At 67.7% G+C, this 15,297-nt stretch carries 11 protein-coding genes; 5 read left to right on the top strand and 6 right to left on the bottom strand.

The window, feature by feature from the left end; genetic code table 11:
• Positions 1–71: 71 nt before the first annotated feature.
• From AC3A56_RS15755 to AC3A56_RS15735, 5 genes are all read right to left on the bottom strand, one after another.
• The gene (locus AC3A56_RS15755) at positions 72–794 is read right to left on the bottom strand and encodes a YebC/PmpR family DNA-binding transcriptional regulator (protein ID WP_487770973.1); all 723 of its coding nucleotides are present in this window, start codon (positions 792–794) and stop codon (positions 72–74) included.
• 84 nt (positions 795–878) lie between these two features.
• The gene (locus AC3A56_RS15750; RefSeq protein WP_487770972.1) at positions 879–1,526 is read right to left on the bottom strand and encodes an esterase/lipase family protein; all 648 of its coding nucleotides are present in this window, start codon (positions 1,524–1,526) and stop codon (positions 879–881) included.
• Positions 1,527–1,615: 89 nt separating this feature from the next.
• Positions 1,616–3,370, bottom strand: a complete 1,755-nt coding sequence (gene aspS, locus AC3A56_RS15745; protein WP_487770971.1) for an aspartate--tRNA ligase — start codon at positions 3,368–3,370, stop codon at positions 1,616–1,618.
• A gap of 121 nt (positions 3,371–3,491) precedes the next feature.
• On the bottom strand, positions 3,492–4,055 hold the full coding sequence (locus AC3A56_RS15740; protein ID WP_056717269.1) for a DUF3011 domain-containing protein: 564 nt from the start codon (positions 4,053–4,055) through the stop codon (positions 3,492–3,494).
• Between the two features lie 105 nt (positions 4,056–4,160).
• Positions 4,161–4,487, bottom strand: a complete 327-nt coding sequence (locus AC3A56_RS15735) for an FmdB family zinc ribbon protein (RefSeq protein ID WP_056717270.1) — start codon at positions 4,485–4,487, stop codon at positions 4,161–4,163.
• A 278-nt stretch (positions 4,488–4,765) separates the two neighbouring features.
• Here AC3A56_RS15735 and AC3A56_RS15730 point away from each other — a divergent pair, with 278 nt between their 5' ends.
• Positions 4,766–7,249: a TonB-dependent receptor plug domain-containing protein gene (locus tag AC3A56_RS15730; RefSeq protein ID WP_487770970.1), complete on the top strand. Its 2,484-nt coding sequence runs from the start codon at positions 4,766–4,768 to the stop codon at positions 7,247–7,249.
• 479 nt (positions 7,250–7,728) lie between these two features.
• Positions 7,729–8,460, top strand: a complete 732-nt coding sequence (locus AC3A56_RS15725; protein ID WP_056717271.1) for a CsgG/HfaB family protein — start codon at positions 7,729–7,731, stop codon at positions 8,458–8,460.
• Positions 8,461–8,568: 108 nt separating this feature from the next.
• Here the strand turns inward: AC3A56_RS15725 and clpB are convergent, their stop codons facing one another.
• Positions 8,569–11,160 (bottom strand): ATP-dependent chaperone ClpB, encoded by a 2,592-nt coding sequence (clpB, locus tag AC3A56_RS15720; protein ID WP_487770969.1) that lies wholly within the window; start codon positions 11,158–11,160, stop codon positions 8,569–8,571.
• A 148-nt stretch (positions 11,161–11,308) separates the two neighbouring features.
• On the opposite strand from clpB, the gene otsB reads away from it, so the two are divergent.
• Genes otsB through otsA form a run of 3 tightly spaced genes read left to right on the top strand, consistent with a single transcriptional unit; the run spans position 11,309 to position 15,295 of the window.
• A complete protein-coding gene (otsB, locus tag AC3A56_RS15715) occupies positions 11,309–12,148 on the top strand; it encodes a trehalose-phosphatase (RefSeq protein ID WP_487770968.1) in 840 nt (279 codons plus the stop codon).
• Positions 12,108–13,913 carry a glycoside hydrolase family 15 protein gene (locus tag AC3A56_RS15710; RefSeq protein WP_487770967.1) on the top strand — a complete coding sequence of 602 codons (1,806 nt, stop codon included), beginning with the start codon at positions 12,108–12,110 and terminating at the stop codon, positions 13,911–13,913. Before otsB ends, AC3A56_RS15710 begins: the two co-directional genes overlap by 41 nt.
• Positions 13,913–15,295: an alpha,alpha-trehalose-phosphate synthase (UDP-forming) gene (gene otsA, locus AC3A56_RS15705; protein WP_487770966.1), complete on the top strand. Its 1,383-nt coding sequence runs from the start codon at positions 13,913–13,915 to the stop codon at positions 15,293–15,295. Before AC3A56_RS15710 ends, otsA begins: the two co-directional genes overlap by 1 nt.
• The last annotated feature ends 2 nt before the right edge of the window (positions 15,296–15,297 follow it).

Genomic DNA, 15,297 nt, shown 5'->3' with positions numbered 1-15,297 from the left:
GAAACTCGCCTTGCGCACCAGCGAAACCGGAATCCCGAATCCCGAATCCCGGATTCCAGCGCCTTGCTGCTTCACGTCGGCAGCAGGGCGTTGTGCGACACCTCGCTGACGTCGTCCAGCGAGTCCAGCTTCTCGAGCAGGTCCATCAGCTGTTCCAGCGCCTCTTCCGGCACCTCGACGCGGTTGTTGGGGCGCATCACCACGCCGGCGTGCAGCGCGCTCAGCCCCGCGTCGACCAGCGCCTGCTGCACCGCCTCGAAATTTTCCGGCACACACAGCACGGTGCTTTCGCCGTGCTCGTTGACCACGTCATCGGCGCCGGCTTCCAGCGCTGCTTCCAGCACTTTCTCCTCGGCCGCCTCGTCGCCGCCGGTGGCAAACACCAGCTCGCCGCAACGGGTGAACTGGAACGCCACCGATCCGCTGGTGCCCAGGTTGCCGCCGTGCTTGGTCAGCGCGTAGCGCACGTCGGCCACGGTGCGGGTGGGGTTGTCGGTGAAGCTTTCGATGATCAGCGCGGTGCCGGCCGGGCCGTAGCCCTCGTAGCGCAGTTCCTGCATGTCGGCGCCGCCATCGGCACCGGAGCCGCGCTTGATCGCGCGCTCGATGGTGTCCTTGGTCATGTTGGCCGACAAGGCCTTGTCGATCGCCGCACGCAGGCGCGGGTTGCCGCCAGGGTCTGCCACTCCGGCGCGGGTGGCGACGGTGATTTCGCGGATCAGCTTGGTGAACACCTTGGCGCGCTTGGCGTCTTCGGCGTTCTTGCGACCTTCGATGGACGGACCTCTACCCATGACGATTCCTGCACGACGGCGGTTGGACAAGCCGGGAATTTTACCTGAATTGAACCTGTGTGCCGGATCGCGGGGTGCGGCGTCTCAACGCGGCGCCGGCGGCGAAAACCGCCCGTGGCGCAGGAAACCGGCAGCCAACTGCGCCACTTCGGGCGAAAACAGCAGGCCGGTGTGGTTGGTTTCGACCACGCAATGGTCGGCAAGCCCCGGCAGGCGGGTCTCGTCGACCGCCACGGTGCCATCGTGCTCGCCCTGGAAATGGCCGAGCATGGCGCCCAGTCCCAGCGGCGTGCAGCCGGCGATCATGCCCACCTCGCGCGGGCCATCCCAGCGCTCGAGCCCCTGCTCCAGCAGCTCGCGGTTATGCCCCAGCAGGACCTCGCCACCGCGCCCCCAGCCGGCAAAGCTGCGCGCCGCCGCACTGCCACGCAACGGCGAACCGAGGCAGACGATGCGACCGGACGGCAGTGCGTCGGCGTCATGGCAGGCACGCAACGCGAGCAGCCCGCCCAGGCTGTGTCCGACCAGGTGCACGGCTTGGGCGTCGGCCTCGCCGAGCAAGGCGGTCATGCGCGCATGCAGCCGATCCAGGATGCGCTGCTCGGTGGCCGCCACGCTGAGGTAGTCGAAGCGATGCACGCGAAAGCCGGCCTCCATCAGCCGGCGATGCAGCATGGACAACGCGAAACCGCGCATCCACAGGCCGTGCAGCAGGATCACATGTTCAGACATGGCGAGCGCCGGGAAGAGTGGCCTGGGGACCGGGAATCAAAAACGTGGAAGCAGCCGGCGTGGACAACCGCCTCAAGCCGCCCACGCTCCTAAGCCCGCACCGCCACGTGCAGTTCCTTCAACTGTGCATCGCCGACCGGCGACGGCGCGTCGGTCATCAGATCCTGCGCGCTGGTGGTCTTGGGGAAGGCGATCACGTCGCGGATCGACTCGGTGCCGGCCATCAGCGCGGCGATGCGGTCGATGCCGAAGGCCAGGCCGCCGTGAGGCGGCGCGCCGAACTTCAGCGCCTTGAGCAGGAAGCCGAACTTCGCCTCGGCCTCGTCCGCGCCGATGCCAAGCAGCTCGAACACCGCACTCTGCATGTCCGGCCGGTGGATACGGATCGAACCGCCGCCGATCTCGTTGCCGTTGAGCACCATGTCGTAGCCACGGCTCACCGCGGTGGCGGCGTGGCTCTTCAGGTCGGCGATGTCGTCGATCTTCGGCGCAGTGAACGGATGATGCAGGGCGACGTAGCGCTGCTCTTCCGCGTCGTATTCGAACATCGGGAAGTCGGTGACCCACAGCGGCTTCCAGCTGTCCTCGACCAGGCCGCGGTCCTTGCCCACCTTCAGGCGCACCGCGCCCATGAAGTCGGTGACGGTCTTCCACGCGCCGGCACCGAAGAACACGATGTCGCCGCTCTGCGCGCCAGTGGCTTTCAGCACACCGTCCAGCGCCGCGTCGTCGAGGAACTTCGCCACCGGCGAGTTGATCCCCTCGCGCCCCTTGGCCAGATCCTCGACCTTGAGCCAGGCCAGACCCTTCGCGCCGTAACGCGAGGCGTATTCGGTCAGGCCGTCGATGTCCTTGCGCGACAGCGCGCTGCCGCCGGGCACGCGCAAGGCCGCCACGCGACCGTCCGGAGCACTGGCCGGCTCGGCGAACACCTTGAACTCGATGTGCCTGAGCACGTCGGCCACGTCGACCAGCTCCAGCGCGATGCGCAGGTCCGGCTTGTCCGAACCGAAGCGACGCATCGCCTCCATCCAGGTCATGCGGGGGAACGCGGCGTCCAGTTCCACGCCCTGCACTTCGCGGAACACGTGGCGGATCAGCTCCTCCACGAAATCCTGCACGTCTTTCTCTTCGACGAAGGCGAACTCCAGGTCGAGCTGGGTGAATTCCGGCTGGCGGTCGGCGCGCAGGTCCTCGTCGCGGAAGCAGCGGGCGATCTGATAATAGCGATCGAAACCGGCCATCATCAGGATCTGCTTGAACAGCTGCGGCGACTGCGGCAGCGCGTAGAACTGGCCCGGGTGCACTCGGCTGGGCACCAGGTAGTCGCGTGCGCCTTCGGGGGTGGCCTTGGTCAGGATCGGCGTCTCGATGTCCTGGAAGCCGCGCTCGTCCAGGTAGCGGCGCAGCGTCTGCACCAGCCTGATCCGCTTGCGCATCATCGCCTGCATCTCGGGGCGGCGCAGGTCGAGGTAGCGGTAGGTCATCCGCATGTCTTCGTTGGGATTCTCGTGCAGCGCGAACGGCAGGTCCTTCGCGGCGTTGAGGATCTCCACCGTGTCGGCCAGCAGCTCGACCGTGCCAGTCTTCAACTTGTCGTTGACCGACACGCGCGGGCGGATGGTGCCGGTGACGCGCAGGCAATACTCGTTGCCGATCTCGCCGGCCACGGCAAAGGCCGCGGCGTTGTCGCGGTCGACCACCACCTGCGCCAGGCCCTCGTGGTCGCGCAGGTCGACGAAGGCGACGTGGGCCTGCAGACGAATCTTGTTGACCCAGCCGCACAGGGTGACGGACTGGCCGATCAGCGACTCATCGATGAGGCCGCAGTAATGCGTGCGCATGCGTTGGAACTCCGGCGTCGCCGCGGGGCGACTTCAGGCAGGGGAAAAGACCGCCAAGTTTACCACCGCCGCGCGCCGCGGCGGACTGGTGGCGGACGACCGCCACCAGCCCGGGCCCGCATCACCAGCGGCGATCGACCAGGAACTGGCCGCGGCAACCATGCGCCACCCACACTCCGGCGCGGTTCCAGCCCCAGCTGTAGCCCTCGGTGCAGCGGGCATCGGAGAGCTGACGGCCCAGTCGCACGCTGCCGTTGCGGCCCACGTCGACCTGGCACATCTGGTACTTCTTCTTGTTGCTGTCGCACTGCAGGCTGATCCGGCGATTCCAGTCCGGGCCGGGCTGCCAGCCGCCGTGCTGATGGCCATGTCCCCGACGATCACCGCGGTTGTCACCATAGCCACCGCGTCCCGCCGGACCGAACAGGCCGCGACAACCCCGGTCGACCCACAAGGTGCCGTGGTCCATGCCCCAGCTCTGACCCTCGATGCAGGCGCCCTTGGACTCCTGCTTGTAGAGTTCAACCCGGCGCCACGGCACGGCGCAGCGGGCATAGTGCCCGTCCTTGCTCACGCAGCGCACCGGCGTATCGGACTGCGCACGCACCGGTGGCGCGATCCCGAGCAGGCTGCCCAGCAGTCCTGCGATGACGATTCCACTGGTCCATCCGCTGATTGCGCGCATCAGTCTGGCTCCTCGCTGGCAGTGGCGGCAGCAGGATCGCCGCCGTCCTCGGGCGTCAGCATATCTTGCGACGCCACGCAGGAAACTGCGCGGCCGTTCCGTGGTTCAGCTTCCGCTGCTGCCCGATCCGCCCGCTGCCGGCGCGGGGCTGGCAGCCGGAGCGGGAGCAGCGGCCGCAGTTGCCGGTGCACCGGCAGCAGGCTTGGCTTCGCCCGGTGACGCATCGACCAGGTTGCGCTTCTTGTCGCCGTCCTTCTTGAAGTCAGTCTCGTACCAGCCGCTGCCAGCCAGCCGGAAGGACGGCGCGCTGACCCGCCGGTGCAGGCTCGGGGTGTCGCACGCGGGGCAGACCACCGGATCGGTGTCGGACAACTTCTGCAGGCGGTCGAAACGGTGGCCGCACTGGCTGCATTCGAATTCGTAGATGGGCATGAAGGCTCCGGAAAATCCCGCCGGCATGCGAGCCGGCAACTGGCCATTATCGGCGCTGACCGGCGGATTTCAACGTGCCGGACCGCTCATGGCGACGTGCGCGGCCGGGTAGTAGCCTCGGGACCGCAACCAGGCGCGACCGCCCCGCCATACGCCCGCACGCCGCGATAGATGCAACGGCGATGGACGTATAGACGTCTATACGTCTATTGACGGCCGATCCGTGCACCACTAGTCTGTGGTTGCTGCATCGCAACAACACCTATCCGGAGAACCTCATGAGCAAGCGTCCCCGTACGACCGCGTCGGCATGGCTTCCTGCCGCGGTGTTGCTGGCACTGGCCGGCAATGCCGCGGCGCAGGAAGCACAGGCACCGGCACCCGCCAAGGCCCGCGACCTCAGTGCCGTGATCGTCACCGGCACCCGCGCCGACAACCGCACGGAAAGCAGCTCGCTGACCCCGATCGACGTGGTGTCGGCCAAGGTCCTGCAGCAGACCGGCACCAGCGAGTTGTCCACGGCGCTGGCGCGCATCATTCCCTCGCTGAACTTCCCGCGCCCGGCCGCCGCCGACTCGGCCGATACGCAGCGCCCCGCCCAGTTGCGCGGCCTGTCGCCCGACGAAGTGCTGGTGCTGGTGAACGGCAAGCGCTGGCATCCGGGCGCCATCCTGCTCAACAACGGCGTGATCGGCCGCGGCTCGCAGCCGGTGGATCTGAACACCATCCCGATGTCCGCCATCGACCACATCGAAGTCTTGCGCGACGGTGCGTCCGCCCAGTACGGCTCGGACGCCATCGCCGGCGTCATCAACATCATCCTGAAACAGGGCGCCAAGGGCGGCGACGTGCAGGTCAGCGGCGGTCAGTATTCCGCGGGCGACGGCAGGCAGTGGCAGGGCTCGGCCAACTTCGGCATCCCGCTGGGCGGCGACAAGGGCTGGTTGCGCTTCGCGCTGCAGAGCGGCAAGCAGGATCACACCAATCGTGCCGGGCCGGACAATCGTCCCGGCTTCCCGCAACTGGGCGTGAACTTCCGCCAGGGCGACCCGGACGTGCATGACAACAACCTGCTGCTGAATGCGCAGTACGACATCACCCCGGACGTGCAGCTGTACAGCTTCGGGCACTACGGTCGCCGCCAGAGCACGTCGCCCGCGTTCTTCCGCTACGGCACCAATTCGCCCAAGCCGAACAATGCACTGATCGGCCAGGTGTATCCGGACGGCTTCCTGCCGCTCGAACACGCCGACTCCACCGACACCTCGCTGGTGGCGGGCCTGCGTGGCAAGATCAATGGCTGGCGCTGGGACCTGAGCGGCAACTACGGTCGCAACCGGGTTTCCTACGAAACGCGCAACAGCACCAACTACGCCTACCTCAACGACTTCGGCAGCGCGCCCAGCGTATTCAGTGACGGCATCCTCAGCGCCTCGCAGCAGAGCCTGGATCTCGACGTCGCCAAGGACATCCAGGCAGGCTGGCTGCCCAATTCGCTCACGGTGGCGTTCGGCGCCCAGTATCTGCGACAGACCTACGCCATCGATGCCGGCTCGCTGCCGTCCTGGTACGTGGGCACCTCCGGTGTCTCGGGCGGCGCGCAGGGCTTCGCCGGCTGGCAACCGGCGAACGCGGTCGACGCCTCGCGCCACGACGTGGCCGCCTACCTCGACCTCGAAACCAACCTCACCGACCGGCTTGGTGTCGCCGCCGCCGTGCGGCATGAGCATTACAACGACTTCGGCAACACCACGTCCGGTTCGCTGTCGGGACGCTTCGACTTCACCGACAGCTTCGCCATCCGCGGCAGTGCCTCCACCGGCTTCCGGGCGCCCTCGCTGGGGCAGGAGTATTTCTCGCAGATCTCCTCGCTGTTCTACGGCGCCGGCAGCCTGCCGGGCCTGCCGGCGGGCATCTACAACCGCGGCCTGGTGCCGGTCGGCAGCCAGATCGCCCAGCTGCTGGGCGCCGAAGCGCTGAAGCCGGAGAAGTCCAGGAACTACACCCTGGGCACGGTATGGAGCCCCACCGATGCGCTGACCCTCAGCCTGGACGTGTACCAGATCAACATCCGGAACCGCGTGGCGTTGTCCGGCGCGATCTCGACCACCACGCCCGCGGTGGTCAGCTACTTGGCCGCCAACGGCATCAGCGACCTCGGCTACAGCAGCGTCAACTACTTCACCAACGCGGCGAACACCCGCACCCGCGGCATCGACTTCGTGGGCAGCTACCTGGCCGACCTCGGCAACGCGGGCACCCTGGCCACCACGCTCAGCGCGAACTACAACCAGAACACGGTCACCGACGTGAAGCCCAACCCGGCGGTGCTGGACAACCTGGGCGTCAGCTTCGTCCGCCTGAACCGCCAGGACATCCAGGGGTACCTGGGCAACTCGAGCCCGCGCAGCAAGCTCATCCTCAATGAGCAGTACAACGTCGGCAACTGGGGCGTGACCGGCACGCTGACCCGCTACGGCCGCTACACCAGCTATGTCAGCAGCCTGGCGAGCTACAACCCGAGCGCCACGCCGCCGGTGATCGACCAGACCTTCACGCCCAAGTGGGTGCTCGACCTGGCGGTGAACTACAACCTCCATGACTGGACCTTCACGGTGGGCGCGGACAACGCACTCGACGCCCATCCGGACAGGAACATCGCCAACAACACCAACAACGGCACCCTGCCCTACTCGACCTTTTCGCCGTTCGGCTACAACGGCGCCTACGTCTACGGCAAGGTGCGCTACAGCTGGCAGTGACGGCGAACCATTCCTGGCAATACGCAGCCCCGGCGCGCCCGGGGCTGCGCCCGACTCACCGTTCGCCACCGACTCATTGACCGCCTGGGCCCCACCATCGGGGCACCGCCACCCCGGCAGCTTCCGCAACGCCGGCGCTGTCGTCCCCGCCGCCAGGCATTGACGGTTTTGCCTTACAGCACCTGCCGTCCGCGCTGACAGCCGACCCGACGGCGCCCCGGGATAATCGCCGCACAGGGTGCCGCCCGGCACAGGGGAATGCACCCCGGCAGGGATCGCTTGACAAGGCCAATCCCGCACGACCAGCATCCGGCGTGATCGCGCAACGGCAAACGCCTGCGCCGCCCGCGACACTCGGCAGCCGGAATCCAGGGGGATTGCGGGGGGACTGCACCCTGGCACGACACCACACCTGTACGTTCGCCGCGGCATCGCGCGTCGATCGGACAGGCATCACGCCAATGACTGGAGGGGACTTGATGAAACTCGCAAACCACACGGGCCTGCTGGGCGCAGCGCTGGCCCTGGCATTGACCGCAGGCGGGGCCGCCATGGCCCGCGAAGCGCCGACGATGACCGTCGCCGTGATCGACTTCACCAACCAGACCAGCTCCGCCAGCTGGTGGAACGGCGACGTCGGCAACCAGCTGGCCGACGTGCTCAGCAACGAACTGAGCGCCACCGGCGACTTCAAGGTGATCGAACGACAGAAGATCGACGCCGTGCTCGCCGAGCAGGACCTGGCCGCCTCCTCGCGCATGCGCCCGGGCAGCACGCCGCACACCGGCAACATCACCGGCGCCCAGTACCTGGTCACCGGCAGCGTCGCCGCTTACACCGAAGACACTTCGAAGACGGGCGGCGGCCTCAACATCGCGGGCTTCCGCGTGGGTGGCGGCAAATCCCAGGCCTACGTGGCGATCGATCTGCGGGTGATCGACGCGGAAACTTCCGAAGTGGTGTATTCGCGCACGGTCGAGGGCAACAGCTCCGGCGGCGGGGTCAATCTCAGCGGCTTCACCCACGGCGTCGGCGGTGACTTCGGCCACTCGAAGAAGACGCCGGCCAGCAAGGCCGTGCGCGCGGCGTTGATCGAGGCCACCGATTATCTGGACTGCGTGATGGTCAAGCGCGACGGCTGCGAGGCCCGCTACCAGCAGAAGGAACAGCGCCGCCGCGACAACGACAAGAAGGTGCTAGACCTCGAGTGAGTCCGGGCGACCGCCCCACCGGGGCGGAGGCCGCATCGAGCAAACCACGGGGCCATCCGGCGAGGATGGCCCTGTTTCGTTCAGGCGAACCGGACTGCCGGCGCCGCATCAGGACTTGCGAAACACCAGCTGTCCGCCCTCGGCGGCCACGCCGACCGTATCGCCCGGCTGGAACTGTCCTTCCAGAATCTGCCTGGCCAGCGGATTCTCCAGTTGCTGCTGGATTGCCCGCTTCAGCGGCCGCGCACCGTAGACCGGATCGAAGCCCACGTTGCCGAGCAGGGCCAGTGCGTCGTCCGCGATGTCGAGCTTCAGCTGACGCTCGGCCAGCCGCCGCTCCAGATACTGCAGCTGGATCTTCGCGATGGCGCGGATCTGCGTCTTGTCCAGCGGACGGAACACCACGATCTCGTCCAGCCGGTTGATGAACTCTGGACGGAAATGCGCCTGCACCACACCCATCACCGACGCCTTCATCTGGGTGTACTGCTCCTCCTCGTCGCCGCCATTTTCCGCCGCGTCCTGGATCATCTGCGAACCCAGGTTCGAGGTCATCACGATGACCGTGTTGCGGAAGTCCACGGTGCGGCCCTGGCCATCGGTGAGGCGGCCGTCGTCGAGCACCTGCAGCAGGATGTTGAACACATCCGGGTGCGCCTTCTCCACCTCGTCCAGCAGGATCACGCTGTACGGCCGGCGACGCACCGCCTCGGTGAGGTAACCACCCTCCTCATAGCCGACGTAGCCGGGAGGCGCACCGACCAGGCGCGAGACGGAGTGCTTCTCCATGAATTCGCTCATGTCGATGCGCACCATCGCGTCGGTGGTGTCGAACATGAACTCGGCCAGCGCCTTGCACAGCTCGGTCTTGCCCACGCCGGTCGGGCCGAGGAACAGGAACGAACCGTTCGGGCGGTTCGGATCGGACAGCCCCGCGCGCGAGCGACGGATCGCATCGGCCACCGCGTGCACCGCCTCGTCCTGGCCGACCACGCGCTGGTGCAGTTCGTCCTCCATCTTCAACAGCTTGTCGCGCTCGCCTTCGAGCATCTTGCTGACCGGGATACCGGTCCAGCGCGCCACCACCTCGGCGATTTCCTCGGCGGTGACTTTCGTCTGCACCAGCTTGAAGTCCTGCGTCTCGGCGGCCTGCGCCGCGGCGAGCTGCTTTTCCAGTTCGGGCAGCTTGCCGTACTGGATTTCGCTCATCTTCGCGTAGTCCTGCCGGCGCTGGGCGGACTCCAGCTCCTGGTGTGCCTGCTCGATCTGTTCCTTGACCCGGGTCGTGCCCTGCAGCGACGCCTTTTCGGACTTCCAGATTTCGTTGAGGTCGGAGAACTCGCGCTCGAGCTTGTCGATGTCGGTTTCCAGATCGGCCAGGCGCTGCTTCGACTCGCTGTCCTTTTCCTTCTTCAGCATCTCGCGCTGGATCTTCAGCTGGATCAGCCGGCGCTCCAGCCGATCGAGCTCCTCCGGCTTGGAGTCGATCTCCATGCGGATGCGCGAGGCGGCCTCGTCCATCAGGTCGATCGCCTTGTCCGGCAGCTGGCGATCGGCGATGTAGCGGTGCGACAGCGTAGCCGCGGCGACAATTGCCGGGTCGGTGATTTCCACGCCGTGGTGCACGGCGTAGCGCTCCTTCAACCCGCGCAGGATCGCGATGGTGTCCTCGACACTCGGCTCGCCCACGAACACCTTCTGGAAGCGCCGCTCCAGCGCCGCGTCCTTCTCGATGTACTTGCGGTACTCGTCCAGCGTGGTCGCGCCGATGCAGTGCAGCTCGCCGCGCGCCAGCGCGGGCTTGAGCATGTTGCCCGCATCCATGGCGCCGTCGCCCTTGCCGGCGCCGACCATGGTGTGCAGCTCGTCGATGAACAGGATCACCCGGCCTTCCTGTTTCGACAGGTCGCTGAGCACGGCCTTCAGCCGCTCCTCGAACTCGCCGCGGAACTTGGCGCCGGCGATCAGCGCGCCCATGTCCAGCGCCAGCACGCGGCGGTCGCGCAGGCCCTCGGGCACCTCGCCCTTGATGATGCGCTGGGCCAGACCCTCGACGATCGCGGTCTTGCCCACGCCGGGTTCGCCGATCAGTACCGGGTTATTCTTGGTGCGCCGCTGCAGCACCTGGATGGTGCGGCGGATTTCCTCGTCGCGGCCGATCACCGGATCGAGCTTGTTGCGCTCGGCGCGTTCGGTCAGGTCGATGCAGTATTTCTCCAGCGCCTGGCGCTGCTCCTCGGCGTTCTCGCTCTGCACCTTCTCGCCGCCGCGCAGCTTGTCGATGGCCGCTTCCAGATTCGCCTTGTTCGCACCGGCCGCCTTCAGCGCCGCGCCCAGTTCGCCCTTGTCCTCCAGCGCGGCCAGCACGAACAGCTCGCTGGCGATGAACTGGTCGCCGCGCTGCTGGGCCAGCTTGTCGGTGAGGTTGAGCAGGCGGTTGAGGTCGTTGCCCAGGTTGATGTTGCCTTCCTGCCCGCTGACCCGAGGCAGGCGCTCGAGCATTTCGTTCACCCGCTGCGTGAGCATCGGCACGTTGACCTGGGCCTGGGTCAGCAGCGGCGCCGTGGAGCCGCCCTGCTGGCCCAGCAGCGCCGCCATCACGTGCACCGGTTCAAGCATGTTGTTGTCGCGGCCCACGGCCAGCGATTGCGCGTCGGCCAGCGCCTGCTGGAACCGCGAGGTGAGTTTGTCCATCCGCATGTCGAAGATCCCCGAAGCTGGTTTGGCGGTGCATCCGCCACTGACGCAAAAATGCGGACGGCGAAGCACGATTCAAGCTGGCCCGTCCACGGCGACGGCGTGAGCGGCATGTCCGGCCTTTCACATTCGGCTTGTTACGGTGGATGCGATGTCAACTCCACGCCCCTCCACCGCATCGCCACGCCCCGGCCTGCCGGCTCCCCCGCTGCCCGCTGCCGACGCCCGCTGGGCGCTGCTGTTCGACGTCGACGGCACCTTGCTCGACTTTGCCGACGATCCGCGTTCGGTGCGCGTCAGCTCCGCCTTGCTGGCCCTGCTGCACGAGCTGCATGCGGCAACCGACGGCGCGCTGGCGCTGGTCAGCGGACGCGAACTGGATGATCTCGACCGGCTCTTCGAGCGCCCGCGCTGGGCAGCGATCGGCCTGCACGGGCTGGAGCTGCGCCAGGCCAGCGGCAGCTTCCGCCGCCTCAGCGTGCCGCAGGCCAGCCAGGATCGCATGCACCGCGAGGCACGGGCGCTGGCCGCGCGGTTCGACGGCGTGCAGGTGGAGGACAAGCAGCTGGCGATCGCGCTGCACTGTCGCCGCGCGCCGGCGCAACTGGCCCGCCTGCACGGCGCCGCCGCCGAACTGATCGCGCGGCTGCCCGGCTACGAGTTGCAGCCCGGCCATCAGGTGCTGGAGTTCAAGCCGGCGGGCATGGACAAAGGCCGCGCCGTGCTGGAGCTGCTGCAGCGCGCACCGTTTGCCGGCCGCACCCCGGTCTACCTCGGCGACGACCTCACCGACGAGCACGCCTTCGACGCGGTCAATCGTCGACACGGCATCAGCATCCGCATCGGCGAGCGCGCCCCCAGCGCCGCCCACTTCACCCTGCCCGGCCCGGCTGCCACCGAAGCCTGGCTGACCCGCGTCCTGCACGCACTGACGCACGGAGTCCCTACCCATGCCCGAGTTCCCCACGGAGGCCCTGCACGCCAGCCTTGAGCTTGGCGTGATCGGCAACGGCAGCGTTGCCGCGCTGATCGACCCGCATGCGCGCATCGTGTGGTGCTGCCTGCCGCGCTTCGATGCCGACGCCAGTTTCTGCAGCCTGCTTTCGCCCACCGGCGGGGGCGGCGACTGGGCGATCGAACTGGAGGACTTCGATCACGTCGAGCAGTTCTACCTGGCCAACACCGCGGTGCTGGTGACGCGCCTGTTCGACCGTCACGGCGGCGCCATCGAGATCACCGACTTCGCGCCGCGGCATCGCCTGAACGGCCGCTTCTATCACCCGGAGATGCTGGTGCGCCGGGTCGCGCCCATCGCGGGTTCGCCGCGCATCCGCGTGCGCATGCGCCCGCTGTGCGAGTACGGCGCACGCGCGCCAGCCACCACCGCCGGCAGCAATCACATCCGCTACCTGCTCAGCGACGTGGTGCAGCGCCTCACCATCGACGTCGCGCCGCCGCTGGTCGAACGCCAGCTGCCGTTCGGACTCGACCGACCGGCCCACTTCGTGTTCGGCCCCGACGAAACCGTCGACACGAACGTGGCCGACTTCGTCCATCTGGCGCTGGAACGGACGCTGGACTACTGGCGCGAATGGGCCCGCTACCTGTCGATTCCCTACGAATGGCAGGAGGCGGTGATCCGCGCCGCGATCACCCTGAAGCTCTGCCAGTACGAAGCCACCGGCGCGATCGTGGCGGCGCTGACCACGTCGATACCCGAATCGGCCGGCAGCGCGCGCAACTGGGACTATCGCTACTGCTGGCTGCGCGACGCCGCCTTCACCGTGCGCGCGCTGAATCGCCTCGGCGCGACCCGCACGATGGAGGAGTACATCCGCTACACCTTCAACCTGGTCGCCCAGCTCGCTGAAGGCGAGCTCGGTCCGGTGTTCGGCATCACCTTCGAGAGCGAGCTGCCCGAGCGCCAGGTGGAGACGCTCGCCGGCTACCGCGGCATGGGTCCGGTACGGGTGGGCAACGACGCGTGGCGCCAGCGCCAGAACGATGTCTACGGCTCGGTGGTGCTCGCCTCGACCCAGCTGTTCTTCGACCGCCGGCTGGAACATCGCGGCGACGAAGTGACCTTTCGCCGGCTCGAGCGCATGGGCGAGATGGCGCTGCGCGTGGCCGAACAACCCGATGCCGGACTGTGGGAATACCGCGGGCGCGTGGCCGTCCATACTTACTCGGCAGCGATGTGCTGGGCCGCCTGCGACCGGCTGGCGCACATCGCCACCGAGCTGGGCCTGGACGAGCGCGCACGCTACTGGCACGAGGAGGCAGTGCAACTGCATGGACGCATCGAGGCCCGTGCCTGGAACGGGAAACTCGGTCACTTCGTCGACGCCTACGATGGCGAGCACCTGGACGCCAGCCTGTTGTTGCTGGCCGACATCGGTTTTCTCGAAGCCACCGATCCGCGTTTCGTGGCCACGGTCGACGCGATCGGCCTGGCGCTGGGCCGCGGCGACTACCTGTTCCGCTACATCGCCCCGGACGATTTCGGCGCGCCGGAAACCAGCTTCAACATCTGCACGTTCTGGTACATCGAGGCGCTGGCCGCCACCGGACGCAGGGAACGGGCGCGGGCGCTGTTCGAGCACATGCTGAAACAGCGGAACGCGCTGGGCCTGCTGTCGGAGGACCTTGCCCCGGCCACCGGCGAACACTGGGGCAACTACCCGCAGACCTATTCCCTGGTCGGCCTGATCCAGGCGGCGATGCGCCTGTCGCGGCGCTGGGAGGAGGCCCTGTGATGACGGCGCGCAAGGCCGGCGGCCGGCTGGTGGTGGTTTCCAATCGCGTCGCGCTGCCCCGCCAGGGCGCGCCCGGCGGGCTGGCGTCGGCGTTGCTGGCCGCGCTCGACGAACACGGCGGCCTGTGGTTTGGCTGGAGCGGCAAGGTGGCCGGCGAGACGGCCGCGGAACTGCATCAGCAGCAGGAGGGAAAGATCGACTACGCCACCATCGACCTTTCCCGCACCGACCACGACGACTTCTACACCGGCTTCGCCAACGGCGCGCTGTGGCCGCTGCTGCACTACCGGCCCGACGTGGTCGACTACCGGCGCAGCCATCTGGCCGGCTACCTGCGCGTCAACGAGGTGTTCGCGGAAAAACTGCAGCAGCTGATCAAGCCGGACGACGTCATCTGGGTGCATGACTACCACCTGATCCCGCTCGCCTCGATGCTGCGGCGCCGGGGCGTGCACAACCGCATCGGATTCTTCCTGCACACGCCGCTGCCCGCCGCCGGCCTGCTGATCGCCCTGCCGAATCACCGCGAACTGCTGGAAACCCTGGCCAGCTACGATCTGGTCGGCGTGCACACCCGTCGCGACCTGCGCGCGCTGGAAGACTATTTCCTGCACGAGGCCGGCGCGGTGATGCGCCTGGCCGGGCGCATGCGCATGCCGAACGGCCGCCAGTTCCGCGCCGGCGCGTTCCCGATCAGCATCGACACCCGGGGCATCGCCGACGTGGCGGCCAGGGCAGCCTCGATCCGCGAAATCACCCAGCTGCAACACAGCCTCGAAGGGCGCGCGCTGATCATCGGCGTGGATCGGCTGGATTACTCCAAGGGCCTGCCGCAACGATTCCAGGGTTATGCCCGGCTGCTGGAGCGCCACCCCGAACTGCACCGGCAGGTGACCTTCCTGCAGATCGCGCCACCCTCGCGCGGCGCCGTGCTGGAGTATCGCGCGATCCGCCACGAACTCGAGCGCAGCGCCGGCCACATCAACGGGAAGTACGCCACGCCCGACTGGGCGCCGATCCGCTACATCAACAAGTCGTTTCCGCACCGATTGCTGGCCGGCTATTACCGCAGCGCCCGGGTCGGCCTGGTGACGCCGCTGCGCGACGGCATGAACCTGGTGGCCAAGGAATACGTGGCCTGCCAGGACCCGGCCGATCCCGGCGTGCTGGTGCTGTCCCGCTTCGCCGGCGCCGCGCTGGAGCTGGAAGAAGCCCTGCTGGTGAATCCCGCCGACACCGAGGAAGTCGCCGACGCGCTGGCACTCGCCCTGAAGATGCCGCTGGCCGAGCGTCGCCGCCGCTGGGAGGCGATGATGGACGTGCTGCGCACCAACGACATCACCCTGTGGCGCAGGAATTTTCTGGGCACGCTGCGCGCCTAGGG

The organism is Rhodanobacter sp. Soil_C_14 (genome assembly GCF_057657335.1).
Note: the sequence above shows the minus strand (reverse complement) of the source record. Positions and strands in the feature narration are given on the sequence as shown.

Excerpts from the sequence above, each read along its gene's own strand:
- AC3A56_RS15755 (WP_487770973.1), bottom strand. The coding sequence starts at position 794 with ATGGGTAGAGGTCCGTCCATCGAAGGTCGCAAGAACGCCGAAGACGCC.
- AC3A56_RS15750 (WP_487770972.1), bottom strand. The coding sequence starts at position 1,526 with ATGTCTGAACATGTGATCCTGCTGCACGGCCTGTGGATGCGCGGTTTC.
- aspS (WP_487770971.1), bottom strand. The coding sequence starts at position 3,370 with ATGCGCACGCATTACTGCGGCCTCATCGATGAGTCGCTGATCGGCCAG.
- AC3A56_RS15740 (WP_056717269.1), bottom strand. The coding sequence starts at position 4,055 with ATGCGCGCAATCAGCGGATGGACCAGTGGAATCGTCATCGCAGGACTG.
- AC3A56_RS15735 (WP_056717270.1), bottom strand. The coding sequence starts at position 4,487 with ATGCCCATCTACGAATTCGAATGCAGCCAGTGCGGCCACCGTTTCGAC.
- AC3A56_RS15730 (WP_487770970.1), top strand. The coding sequence starts at position 4,766 with ATGAGCAAGCGTCCCCGTACGACCGCGTCGGCATGGCTTCCTGCCGCG.
- AC3A56_RS15725 (WP_056717271.1), top strand. The coding sequence starts at position 7,729 with ATGAAACTCGCAAACCACACGGGCCTGCTGGGCGCAGCGCTGGCCCTG.
- clpB (WP_487770969.1), bottom strand. The coding sequence starts at position 11,160 with ATGCGGATGGACAAACTCACCTCGCGGTTCCAGCAGGCGCTGGCCGAC.
- otsB (WP_487770968.1), top strand. The coding sequence starts at position 11,309 with ATGTCAACTCCACGCCCCTCCACCGCATCGCCACGCCCCGGCCTGCCG.
- AC3A56_RS15710 (WP_487770967.1), top strand. The coding sequence starts at position 12,108 with ATGCCCGAGTTCCCCACGGAGGCCCTGCACGCCAGCCTTGAGCTTGGC.
- otsA (WP_487770966.1), top strand. The coding sequence starts at position 13,913 with ATGACGGCGCGCAAGGCCGGCGGCCGGCTGGTGGTGGTTTCCAATCGC.